Source organism: Nostoc paludosum FACHB-159 (assembly GCF_014698835.1).
Taxonomy (GTDB): Bacteria; Cyanobacteriota; Cyanobacteriia; order Cyanobacteriales; family Nostocaceae; genus Nostoc; species Nostoc paludosum.
Genome location: NZ_JACJTU010000013.1, coordinates 57,427 through 70,686, shown reverse-complemented (window position 1 = coordinate 70,686; position 13,260 = coordinate 57,427). Strand labels below are relative to the sequence as shown.

Here is a 13,260-nt window from a genome sequence, read left to right as displayed (position 1 = left end):
ACTTTGTGCTCCTTTGCGTTTAAACTCAATCTTAACCTCCATTACTAAAAATTATGCCTTACAGAATGTCCCGCCGCGCCTACGCCGAAACTTATGGCCCCACTGTCGGAGATCAAGTCAGACTTGCAGACACAGAATTATTCATCGAAGTCGAACAAGATTTCACTAACTACGGCGATGAAGTGAAATTCGGCGGCGGTAAAGTCATCAGAGATGGCATGGGACAATCTCCCATTTCTAATGCTGATGGCGCTGTGGATTTAGTAATTACTAATGCTTTAATCCTCGATTGGTGGGGTATTGTCAAAGCGGATATCGGGATTAAAGATGGCAAGATTTTCAAAATTGGTAAAGCCGGAAATCCCTATATTCAAAATAATGTAGATATTATTATTGGCCCTGGAACTGAAGCCTTAGCAGGGGAAGGAATGATTCTCACTGCTGGTGGTATTGATGCCCATATTCATTTTATTTGTCCCCAACAAATTGAAGTAGCGATCGCTTCTGGTATCACGACGATGATTGGCGGCGGTACTGGCCCCGCTACGGGTACAAATGCCACTACCTGCACTCCAGGCCCTTGGAATATTTATCGGATGTTGCAAGCTGCTGATGCTTTTCCTGTCAACTTAGGGTTTTTAGGTAAAGGTAATGCCAGTCAACCCCAAGGACTTGTAGAACAAGTAGCCGCCGGTGCAATGGGATTAAAACTACATGAAGATTGGGGAACTACCCCCGCAGCAATCGATACTTGCCTCAGCGTTGCCGATGAATACGATGTGCAAGTGGCTATCCATACCGATACCCTCAACGAAGCCGGATTTGTGGAAGATACCATCGCCGCGTTTAAAAACCGTGTCATCCATACCTACCACACCGAAGGCGCAGGCGGCGGACACGCACCAGATATCATCAAAGTTTGCGGTCAAGCCAACGTTTTGCCATCTTCCACCAATCCGACGCGTCCTTACACCCTCAACACTTTAGACGAACACCTGGATATGTTGATGGTATGCCATCACCTCGATCCGGCGATCGCTGAAGATGTCGCCTTTGCCGAGTCTCGCATCCGCCGAGAAACCATTGCCGCTGAAGACATTTTGCACGACTTGGGCGCATTTAGCATGATTTCTTCTGATTCCCAGGCAATGGGAAGGGTAGGCGAAGTGATAATTCGCACCTGGCAGACATCTCACAAAATGAAGGTGCAAAGAGGAATTCTTAACCCACAAGGAATTGAGCAACCAGCAGATAATTTTCGTGCGAAAAGATATGTTGCTAAGTATACTATTAATCCAGCGATCGCTCACGGAATTGCTGAATATGTAGGTTCCGTGGAAGAGGGAAAATTAGCAGATTTGTGTTTGTGGCGTCCGGCATTTTTTGGCGTCAAGCCAGAAATCGTCATTAAAGGCGGAATGATTGCCTGGTCGCAGATGGGCGATGCTAATGCCAGTATTCCCACACCCCAGCCAGTGCATATGCGACCGATGTTTGGGAGTTTTGCAGGTGCTAAGAACGCTACATCATTAACTTTTGTTTCCCAGGCAGCTTTAGAAAGGGAAATTCCTACCCAGCTAGGTTTACGAAAAACAGCAGTTGCAGTTTCTAGAACCCGCCAATTGAGTAAGCAGGATATGAAGCTCAATGATGCCCTACCCCAAATTGAAGTTGACCCAGAAACCTACGAAGTTAGAGCAGATGGTGATTTGCTAATTTGCGAACCTGCAACAGCCTTACCTATGACCCAGAGATACTTTTTGTTTTAATTGATACAGAATAATCTAATCAAAGCACTATGGGTTTAATTACGAATTACGAATTCTACAACCAACGTTGTTTTTTAGCATAAACAATACTACCAATCACAATTAAAGCCATAACAGCGATCGCCACCGGATAACCCCAAGGTTGTTCTAATTCCGGCATATACTTGAAGTTCATACCATACACACCAGCAATGAAGGTGATTGGTAAGAACACCGCCGATAGCATAGTTAAGCGGTTAATTCGTTCGCTAGTTTCACTGGCAATATTATCGCGTTGAATTTCCATTAATTCTGACATCCAGACCCTCAGATTTTGATACTCTTGCCAGAGATTATCGATATGATATACGAATTCTTCCTTGAATAATGTCTTCACTGGCTGCGAAATCCATTGGAAATCTTCGTCATCCATCATCATTAAAAGTGACTTAATGCTTTGAAAATTACGACGCCCAACACGAGTAGATTGCCTCATGCTAGCAATTTTATGGTACGTTGATTCATCACCAAAATTTCCTAGAACTTCATCTTCTAAATCATCAAGCTGCCTAGAAATGTATTCAAATACTGTATGGTAATTATTTAAAATATCTTTAAAAATCAGATAAAAAATATAGTCAATTCCCCACTTTTGCAGGTTTACATTTCGCTTTTGCAGATTGTTAGTTAGTACATTAAATATTTTGACTTCAGTGATTTCAAAAGTGATGATAAAATTCCTTCCCAGCAAAATACTGCCACGCGCTACCTCAAACTCCCGATTTTTTAGTTGATGAGTTAATATTTCATAATTATCAAATAAACAATCTTCTGTATCTTCATCCATTCCTGTAGAGGTATGATTAAAAACCATGTTCACACGGGATGGATTGAGTTGAAAGTGATTTAGAATTCTACCAGTTCCAGCGCGATCGCGAAAATTAACACAGCGCAACCAAATATTCTGGGAATTATCAATTCTTTGGAGTACCGTATCAACATCCCTATGAGAGAACAAATCTAGCTGATTCTGAGAAAAGGTAAGAAGAATTAGCATGTAGATTTTAACGTCATAATAATTCCAACAAAAAAGCGCCCCCTTTTCAGGGAACGCTTTTTAATCAGCTATTACTTAGTATTAGCCGTTGATAGCAGGAGCAGTCAAAGCTACAGGAGTAACATCACTAGCAGCTAAGTCTAAGGGGAAGTTGTGAGCGTTACGCTCGTGCATTACTTCCATACCCAAGTTAGCGCGGTTGATTACGTCTGCCCAAGTGCTGATAACGCGACCTTGAGAGTCAATGATAGATTGGTTGAAGTTGAAACCGTTGAGGTTGAAAGCCATTGTGCTTACACCCAAAGCGGTGAACCAAATACCAACAACAGGCCATGCAGCTAGGAAGAAGTGCAAGGAACGGCTGTTGTTGAAGGAAGCGTATTGGAAGATCAAGCGACCGAAGTAACCGTGAGCAGCAACGATGTTGTAGGTTTCTTCTTCTTGACCGAATCTGTAACCGTAGTTTTGAGATTCGGTTTCAGTTGTTTCACGAACCAAGGAAGAGGTTACCAAAGAACCGTGCATTGCGGAGAACAAGGAACCGCCGAATACACCAGCCACACCTAACATGTGGAAGGGGTGCATCAGGATGTTGTGTTCTGCTTGGAACACGATCATGAAGTTGAAGGTTCCGGAGATACCCAAGGGCATACCATCAGAGAAAGAACCTTGACCGATTGGGTAGATCAAGAATACTGCGGTAGCGGAAGCTAGAGGTGCACTGTAAGCTACGCAGATCCAGGGACGCATACCTAAGCGGTAAGAAAGTTCCCACTGACGGCCCATGTAGCAAGCGCAACCGATCAAGAAGTGGAAAATTACCAACTGGTAAGGGCCACCGTTGTACAACCACTCATCTAAGGAAGCAGCTTCCCAGATGGGGTAGAAGTGCAAACCGATCGCGTTAGAAGAAGGAACAACTGCACCAGAGATGATGTTGTTTCCGTAGATCAAGGAACCAGCAACAGGTTCGCGGATACCATCGATGTCTACAGGAGGAGCAGCGATGAAAGCGATCGTGAAGCAAACGGTAGCGGCTAGCAGGGTAGGAATCATCAATACACCGAACCAACCAACATAAATGCGGTTGTCAGTGCTGGTGATCCACTCGCAAAACCGATCCCATACGTTAGCGCTAGAACGCCGTTGTAAGGTAGTTGTCATTGTTTTATGAGTGCTATGTTTTGTTAAAAATTAAACAGGCTAAATTTCTTTATTTTGCCTGTAGAAATAAGTCTACATGAATTTACTTTGATGCGATATGTAGCTTAATATTCTGTAACATATTTGTTGAATAAACTCACGCAAAAGTAAAGTTTTTCTTCGGATTTATACCAGCCCCAAAAAGCATTAAAAGCATTGATTTATATTGCTTTAAAGAGTTTCAACTCTAAACCAATTTCAAGACTCCATCGCCTATACCACTGACACAAAAATCTCTCTAACTCTTATTCTTCCGTGTTCTCTGCGTCCTCTGTGGTTCCATTTTCCTCTACCTGTGCGTCATTTGTCCCATCATTATTAACTTTACATTTCTTTACAAAATTAATTAAAAATATTTAATAAAAAATATCTTGTAAGAATCGATAATCCAGAACTTATAACCCTTTTCAACTACAAGGAATGAGAAAAAATCAAGAGGGTAGCACAGCCATATGTGCTACCCTCTCTTGTACCTCATAAATTGCTATTAACTACAGTTGCCTGTGTCCCAAGAAAGTGAATTAAAAATCAAAATATATATAGGGTAAACTACCTTCAGGAGCTAATAACCAAACTGCAAAGAAGCATAAGGGCACAAAAACAAGCTTTAGAGGCCAGTTAAACTCTAACTTCAACATCCGGTTAAAGCCATAGACTATAGCCATGAGAATAGCTAAAGTTGCCAACACGCAAGCGAGTTGGTATTGGCTCATATTTAAAGCTTCCACATAGACTTTTTGCGCAAACTGGGCGTCAGCTGGATAACCCCAAAGATGACGAGTGACCAAAAAAGAATCTTGGGGGTTAGGTAAGCGGAACCAAATCCAAGAGGTAAAAACCATCAGTTGGGTCAACAGCCAAGCTATAAATATACCCAAAGGATTTTGCCAGAAGTGTTCTAACTTTTCAAAGCGATCGCTAATTACATCTGTAAGCCGATGAACTACCAATGCTAATCCGTGAAGTATCCCCCACACTACATAACCTAAAGCAGCTCCATGCCAGATACCAGCAATTAGCATCACAATAAATAAATTCGCACAAGTGCGAGTCAAACCCTGACGCGAACCACCTAAAGGAAAATAAACATAATTACGCAGCCAATCGCCTAGAGTCATGTGCCAGCGCCGCCAAAATTCTGCAATGCTGGTGGTGAAATAAGGAAAATCAAAGTTCTCAGGCAGAACCAACCCGAAAAGTAAAGCACTACCACGGGCAATATCTACATAGCCATTGAAATCTAGATATAATTGCAACCCATAGGCAAATGTAGCTAACCAGAGATCCGTACTACCCGCCCGCTGTAAATTGCCAAAACATAAATCAACAAAAACTCCCAGATGATCTGCCAAAATACCTTTTTTGACTGCACCCCTAGCAATTAACCACAATGCTTCTGCTACTCTATTAGTAGTAGGTAATTTTAGAGCATTAAATTGATTTGCTAAGTTGTGGTAGCGCGTAATTGGGCCGGAAATTAGTTTAGCAAAAAATAATTTGTACGAGGCAAATTGCAGAAATTTATCTGTAGCTGGGGCACCACGATAAACATCTATTAAATAAGCAATACACTCAAAGGTAAAAAATGAAATTCCTAAGGGTGCAATTAATTTAAAAGAATTTTCTTGTGAATTTGTTTGGATGTTAAAAACAAAGTTATATAAAGGGACAATATACTTAAAGCCTAATAAAAGTAAAACATTGAGAATTATACCTAGCCACAGAAGTTTTAGGCGACGTAGATTCCAATCATTTTCGATAAATCGCCATTCTTCATTAGAAATTCGCCAATCATGAGAATGTTTTCCCAGAGATGTATTCTTGCCAATTTCTACACCCAAGCGAAAATTAATAAAAGTCAATGCTAATAGCAATGGTATGTACTGGATATGCAAAGATGCATAGAAAACCAAACTAGCAATTAAGAGTGTCCACAATCGCAATTTCTGTTCTCCTAAAGACCAGTAAATTCCCAATACACTCAACAAGAAAAGCGCATAGAAAATTGATATAAAGTTCATTTTTTAGTTATTAGTCGTTGGGCATTGGGCATTGGGCATTGGGCATTGTCTGAGGATTTATTCTTCTTGTCTCCCCATCTCCCTAATCCCCGCGTCCCCGTGTCATCGCGTCTCCCTATTTCACTGGCCAGGGAATCATTGGGTCAATCGCTAACTTTTTGGAGACTTCGTAAGCACCAAAGCGGTTGAGGTGGCTAGGGTCAGAAAAATAGTCATTTACTTTAGGCCACTGTTGGCTTAAATCACGATAAATAAAGTTGGGGTTAGTTGCTAAACGCAACATATGTTGTTGGAATTCTTGCTCATATTTTTTACGCACTGGATCTAAATAATCTGCTGTCAGGGGCATGTTGATAAACACTAAAGAAATTTTATGAGATTGGGTAAATTGCAGCACTTCTTGAAATGCAGTTTGTTGCTCTCCTCCTAGTTGAAAAAATTTATAGTCGTTGTCATAATTTCCTGGGACTCTAGAATGTTTTTGATAGTATCTAGCAGGATGAAAGCGAATAGACAAAGGTAGAAATCCATCAAAATCAACTGCTTGTTGGGAAGTATCTTCTAAATTTCCGTCTGTTGGCTGCTTTTGGGATGTAACTGCCTGATTTTGACCAAATTCAAGTAGTTTTTTTTGCACTAAACTTTTAATTAGATCCCGGTTTTGATAACTATGAGAAACAGATGCTAGAGCCTCATTTAACCAATCATTGACAGCTTGATAACCGTTAGTTTCTTGCTTTTCTTCTTTTGCCTTTTCTTTTTCGGAATTTTCAGGCAAATCACCGCTAGTTGCAGTTGTCGAGGCTTTCTGCAAGGCTTGTTTATAGCCAGCTGATGCAGCGATGGATTTAAAGGTAATATCTTCGCGTCCGCTGTTGAAAGCACGAGCGCCGTCTGCCCAAAGAATTAATTGTGGTAGTTCTGATGGTTCTAAAACCTGGCGGATTACAAAGTTTACAACTTGTGCAGTGGCACCATTAATACCAAAGTTGAAGACATCAACATTTGGATAACCCTGAGTTGCTAAAGCTTTAGAAAGTGCTGCTGGGTCTACTCCTCTAAGGGCGCGGGAGGAACCAATAATTAATACATCTGGTGGGCTACCAGTTCTAGCGAGACGTTGTTTGTAGAGGGCTAGTTGCTCGTCTAATTGTCTAACATTGAAACTTGGCATTTGCGATCGCGCTGCTAAAAGAATAGCAGTGGCGGTTGCTTTTTCTTTCAGTGGTGCGGCTGCTAAATTCTCGTTTTGCGTATCATCACCTTGGGTGAATTGAGAAGCATTGAATACAGTACTTTGGTTTGGAGAAGATTTGGTTTTACTAGTGCTGGCAAAAAATGTCTTTTGATCATTGGGACTTTTCCCAGATGTGAACGATGCTTTTTGCTCAGATGGTGCAGGTGAGACATTAGCGACAGTTGGGGAACTCGGCGTAGTACGGGCGATGATTTGACCCAACACCCAATCACTTTGAACAGTGAGCAACAATCCCAGTGTCCCCCAAACCAAAGCAATCTTAACCCCTTGACCATCAGGGTTTAGGTCTTCTGATTGGTCAGTTTCCTTAAATAGCTGACTTCCCAACAGGAATTTTTTGACTGCTGCATTCGCCGTTGCTAGCCAATCGAGGGCTACTTCTGTGACAAAACTTTGAACTTCTTCTGTGGTTAAGTCTGGACGCAAAATTGGTTCGCTAGTTTCAGCCGTTACCAAATCGTTAACGTATTGAGAAGTAGCAGCAAATTCTGGGGTTGCTTCTGGTACTAAACGTTGGCGATGTTCTAAATCGATACCATGATGCCAAAAAGGTTCCTTATTCCCTGCACGCCTTCCGTAGACGCGCACTCCTTTTATACCGGGAATTTTTAATTGACGGATAAACTGTGTAACTTTATTGGCTACTTGTGACCGTCCGGGACAAACAGGCGCATCACACATAATGTGCAATAAATCACCTTTGTTGAGCAGCTGTACGCGAATTCCACCTGTGAGCAAACGCCAATCCAAGTCAGGATTGAGTAAGCGCTCTAGTAAAAAAACGATCGCTTCTTCATCGCCAGTATTTGCCAAATCCAGTGGCGATGTCGCAAAGACGGAATGCTCCGCAGCAGGTAAAGCTAGCCAATCAATCCAAGCAGGTTGGTTGTCGCCTGCTTTTTGTCCATATATTGTGGCGGCAAGAAGGCCTTGAGGAGCGATGGCTTCTAGCTGGGGTACAATTAACTCCAAACACGCTGTTTTATCTGGGATTGGGGCGGTTCCTAAGGGGTCAAAAGCTGGCGTACAAAAAATATGTAGCGTTGATTCTTTGAGAGAAGCTTGGACAGCAACCTTTAACCCTGACAATACCTCAGTTAGTAATCTGGCGATCGCTTGCACATCCCCCCAACGCGCCCACTCCTTGAGCATCACTTCTGGAGGTGTTAAATCCACCCGCAGCAGCCAATCAGGTGCAGTTTCACCGCTCACTTGAGAAACTATTACCGCATCTGGATAGCCACTAAGCCTGAGATAACGTAACTTTTGGGCTATTGGTTCCGCTAGCAACGATGGATCGGGACTATAGCTAGAGTGGCAAAATATCCACAGACGATTTTCTTCAACCTGAGAATTCTTGGGCTTATATAGCTTAATTTTTGCGTTTACTGACACACCCAACGTACTCAAAGTTTCGCTCAGGTAGCGAGCAATGGCATCTGGGTTACCTTGGCGTGCCAAAGTTTCATTAGAGACAATCAGCGCCCCACCTGGCTGTTTTGAATTTTCCGAGTCCGCTAGTAAAGCTTGCTGCACCTGCTCTACATGCTTGTCAATTTGATTCAAATAAACTCGATGACACCATTTAGGGCGTGATTCCCCTTTTCTTCGACCATAGACAAATACTTGGTATATTGAGGGTTGTTCGTTGCTTGTGAGGCTATCCAAATCTGTTTGCTGTAGTGCTTGCAGCAAATCAGACAGGGTACGCCACCGCAGCGGACATTCTGTCCCCTCACAAAGAATATGAAGGTCATTTCCCCGTAATCGGATTTTCACCCCGAAAGTGTTAATCCCTGTTGCTTGACTGATCCATTGCACTAACGATTGCTGGCGATCTGGTAATACTGTTTTCATGGGAAATTAACTTTAACAGTCAGCGATTGTTGGGGGATAGTGCCTGCACTTGTAAACTAGAAACATAGGTCTATCACAGTTTGACGTTTTTTTTTAACAATTTTGTTACCTTTGTAACTTGCAAAATCGGCAAAGATAGTTTTGTACGGTTGCAAGTCCGGCTAATGTTGAGTTTTGCGTTTATTTTACTCGCAGGGAGTCAGAAGTCAGAAGTTAGGAGTCAGAAGTCAGAATTCAGAACTCAGGAGTTATAAGTCAGAATAATTTTATGTGACTAGCTGATAAATTGTCTTTTAGAGTCTGAATCGCCTCCGATTAAGCTAACGCTCCTTGTAGGCTAAACCAATAACAAATCTTATCCAATTTAAACTCCTTCTCCTGATATGTGAAGTCCTCCTGAATTCTCAATTCTGAATTCTGACTCCTTTTGACTGATTTTTCCACAACCAAAGAATTAGCAATGACAGCAGCAAACCAAAAACCCTCAGATAACCCCCCATCCAATGTGGATTTCTTTAGCATTCCCCAATCGTTCCTCCTGCAAATAGGTACAGCGTCTATGGTACTGCTGCTGGTTACAGAAAAAGCTACAGTAAAGGCATTAGAAGCTATAGGGGAAGCCAGTGAAGAATTATTTCGAGGCGATCGCTTACCCATTCTTGACTTCCCAGACGATAAGGAAACTGAACGAACTTAGAAAATATACATCGAACAATTATCTGCTCAGGAAGAACATCGTGAGCGTTGAGTGCAAAACCTACAAGTGTAAACAGTAATTGGCTTTACAATCATCAAGAATATGAGTTCCCTTTTATACTCTTCATCGCAAACTGCGGATATATACCCGGTGTCGGAATTATTTTTGCGTCATCGGCTACAGGTAGTGGAAGAATTGTGGGAGTCAGTTCTGAGGCAAGAATGCGGCCAAAACATGGTAGATCTGTTGCGGCAGTTGCAGGATTTGTGTTCGCCAGAAGGACAAACAACAAATGACCAAGCCTCTTCAGCTGTCAAGTTAATTGAACAACTCAACATCAATGAAGCAATCCGCGCCGCTCGTGCTTTTGCTCTGTATTTTCAGTTGATTAACATCATAGAGCAGGAATACGAACAGCGGCAGCAATTAAGCCGCTATGAGGTTGAAACAGAAGCAACAGAGCCGGAAACGCCACCAAATGCTAATTATTCGTCAAATCAAGGAGAAGACGACGCACCTGTTACTGGGGGATTAGCAGCAGAGTTGCTGGCAAAGAGTTATGTCCAAAAAGCCCAAACCAAACTAAAAGGTACTTTTGCGGCTTTATTTCCCCATTTATTTAAACTGAATGTTCCACCCCAGCAAATTCAACGTCTGATTTCTCAGTTGGATGTACGCTTAGTCTTTACAGCGCACCCAACAGAAATTGTGCGTCATACCATCCGCGATAAGCAGCGACAAGTGGTACAACTTCTGCAAAAACTCGATGCTTTGGAAAATGGCCTTGGTAGCACAGGAGTGGGACATCCTTGGGAAGCAGCAGATATCCGCGAACAATTACTCGAAGAAATTCGTTTGTGGTGGCGCACAGACGAACTCCACCAGTTCAAACCCACGGTGCTGGATGAAGTCGATTATGCTCTACATTACTTCCAAGAAGTTTTATTTGACGGTATTCCGCAACTCTATAAACGCTTCAAACATACACTAGCAAATACTTTTCCTTGGCTAGAACCGCCAAGTAAAAATTTCTGCTCCTTTGGTTCTTGGGTAGGTTCAGACAGAGATGGGAACCCATCAGTCACACCAGAAATTACCTGGCAGACAGCTTGCTACCAACGCAAAATGGTGCTGGGAAGATATATCCAGTCAGTGAAACAACTGATTGAATTATTGAGTGTGTCGATGCACTGGAGTGATGTCTTACCAGACTTGCTGGAATCTCTAGAATTAGATCAATCGCAGTTGAGCGAGGTATATGATGCCCTAGCACTGCGTTATCGACAAGAACCTTATCGCCTCAAACTAGCTTATGTCCTCAAACGACTAGAAAATACCCGCGATCGCAATTTAGCCTTATACAATCGGGAAACACCCAAAAATCAAGACAGCCCCTTATATCGTTCTGGAGCCGAGTTTTTAGCAGAACTGCGGTTAATTGAGCGCAACTTAACAGAAACAGGTTTAAGTTGTAGAGCGTTAGAAGATCTCATCTGTCAAGTAGAAATTTTTGGCTTTAACTTGACACAGCTAGATATCCGCCAAGAATCATCGCGCCACTCTGATGCCCTGAATGAAATTTTAGAATACCTGCAAGTACTACCCCAACCTTACGACGAACTCTCAGAGACAGAAAGAGTTGCTTGGCTAACCTCGGAACTGCAAACCAGACGCCCATTAATTCCCGCAGAATTGCCATTTTCCGAAAAAACCAACGATGTGATTGAAACCTTTCGCGTCGTGCGATCGCTGCAACAAGAATTCGGCCTCAACATCTGTCAAACTTACATTATCAGCATGTGCCGCCAAGTCAGCGACGTGCTTGAAGTATTGCTTTTAGCCAAAGAAGCCAGACTTTTTGACCCCGCCATTGCTGTAGGCACTATTCAAGTTGTTCCTCTATTTGAAACAGTAGAAGACTTGCAACGCTCCAGAAGCGTCATGCAAGAATTATTTGCACTTCCTTTGTATCGGGCTTTGTTAGCTGGTGGCTATGCAGCACAAAAAGGGGAAGAGGACACGGGGACACGGGGACACAGGGATGCGGGGAAGGAGACAGGAAATTCTTTCACCGCGTCCCCCCGTCTCCCAGTCTCCGTGTCTTCTTCCTCTGTCACTCCCAACCTCCAAGAAGTGATGCTGGGGTATTCTGACAGCAACAAAGACTCTGGTTTTTTAAGTAGCAACTGGGAAATTCATAAAGCGCAAAAATCACTGCAAAAAATCGCAGAAGGCTATGGCGTGAATTTGCGAATTTTCCACGGACGCGGCGGTTCTGTGGGAAGAGGAGGCGGCCCGGCTTACGAAGCGATTTTGGCTCAACCGGGTCACAGCATCAACGGGCGGATTAAGATTACCGAACAAGGGGAAGTTTTGGCTTCCAAATATTCCTTGTTGGACTTAGCTTTGTACCACATGGAAACCATCACCACCGCTGTGATTCAAGCTAGTTTGCTGCGGACAGGGTTTGATGATATCGAACCTTGGAATGAGATTATGGAAGAACTAGCAGCGCGATCGCGTCAACATTATCGTGCTTTAATTTACGAGCAACCTGATTTTATTGACTTTTTCCACCAAGTAACTCCCATTGAGGAAATTAGCCAACTGCAAATTAGTTCTCGTCCAGCACGGCGTCCCTCTGGCAAAAAAGACTTAAGCAGTTTACGAGCTATTCCTTGGGTATTCAGTTGGACACAAACTCGCTTTTTACTACCTTCTTGGTATGGTGTTGGCACCGCTTTGCAACAATTCTTGAATGAAGAACCAGAAGAACACTTAAAATTACTGCGCTATTTTTACATTAAGTGGCCTTTCTTCAAAATGGTGATTTCCAAAGCAGAAATGACCCTAGCAAAAGTAGACATGCAAATGGCGCAGCACTACGTTCAAGAATTGTCAAAACCAGAAGATAAAGAGCGCTTTATTAAGGTTTTTGACCAAATTGCTAGTGAGTTTAATCTCACAAGAGATTTGGTGTTAAAAATCACTAATCACAATCGACTCTTGGATGGCGATCCCATATTGCAAAGGTCTGTACAGTTACGCAATGGCACAATTGTACCTTTGGGATTTATCCAAGTTTCCTTGCTCAAGCGTTTACGCCAGTCCATGAATACTACTGCTACTTCTGGAGTGATTCACTCTCGTTATAGCAAAGGTGAATTACTGCGAGGGGCATTGTTAACTATTAATGGTATTGCTGCCGGTATGAGAAATACAGGTTGATTGGGAATGGGGCATTGGGCATGGGGCATGGGGCATAGGGAAATGAGGGAGCAAAACAGTGGAGTTAAAATACTTGTTGGCGAATATCAAAGACTCGTCAGCGAGTATTAAAGACTCGTTCATGAATATCAAAGATTCATTCACGAATATCAAAGATTCGTCAGCGAGTATTAAAGACTCGTCGGCGAATA

7 protein-coding genes are annotated in these 13,260 nt (G+C 42.7%); 3 read left to right on the top strand and 4 right to left on the bottom strand.

What is annotated here, in order from left to right:
- Nucleotides 1-53 precede the first annotated feature (53 nt).
- Entirely contained in the window at nucleotides 54-1,769 is a 1,716-nt protein-coding gene (ureC, locus tag H6H03_RS15280) for an urease subunit alpha (protein ID WP_190955944.1), read from the top strand.
- Between the two features lie 55 nt (nucleotides 1,770-1,824).
- On the opposite strand, the gene H6H03_RS15275 is transcribed toward ureC, so the two are convergent.
- From H6H03_RS15275 to H6H03_RS15260, 4 genes are all read right to left on the bottom strand, one after another.
- Nucleotides 1,825-2,805 (bottom strand): magnesium transporter CorA family protein, encoded by a 981-nt coding sequence (locus H6H03_RS15275; RefSeq protein WP_190955943.1) that lies wholly within the window; start codon nucleotides 2,803-2,805, stop codon nucleotides 1,825-1,827.
- 81 nt (nucleotides 2,806-2,886) lie between these two features.
- On the bottom strand, nucleotides 2,887-3,969 hold the full coding sequence (gene psbA / locus H6H03_RS15270; protein ID WP_190955942.1) for a photosystem II q(b) protein: 1,083 nt from the start codon (nucleotides 3,967-3,969) through the stop codon (nucleotides 2,887-2,889).
- Nucleotides 3,970-4,529: 560 nt separating this feature from the next.
- Nucleotides 4,530-6,029 carry an MBOAT family O-acyltransferase gene (locus tag H6H03_RS15265; protein WP_190955941.1) on the bottom strand — a complete coding sequence of 500 codons (1,500 nt, stop codon included), beginning with the start codon at nucleotides 6,027-6,029 and terminating at the stop codon, nucleotides 4,530-4,532.
- A gap of 115 nt (nucleotides 6,030-6,144) precedes the next feature.
- Entirely contained in the window at nucleotides 6,145-9,144 is a 3,000-nt protein-coding gene (locus H6H03_RS15260) for a DUF1574 family protein (protein WP_190955940.1), read from the bottom strand.
- Nucleotides 9,145-9,604: 460 nt separating this feature from the next.
- On the opposite strand from H6H03_RS15260, the gene H6H03_RS15255 reads away from it, so the two are divergent.
- Complete coding sequence (locus tag H6H03_RS15255; RefSeq protein WP_190956055.1) at nucleotides 9,605-9,841, top strand: hypothetical protein; 237 nt, start codon at nucleotides 9,605-9,607, stop codon at nucleotides 9,839-9,841.
- 102 nt (nucleotides 9,842-9,943) lie between these two features.
- Nucleotides 9,944-13,069, top strand: a complete 3,126-nt coding sequence (locus H6H03_RS15250) for a phosphoenolpyruvate carboxylase (protein WP_190955939.1) — start codon at nucleotides 9,944-9,946, stop codon at nucleotides 13,067-13,069.
- Nucleotides 13,070-13,260: the final 191 nt, after the last annotated feature.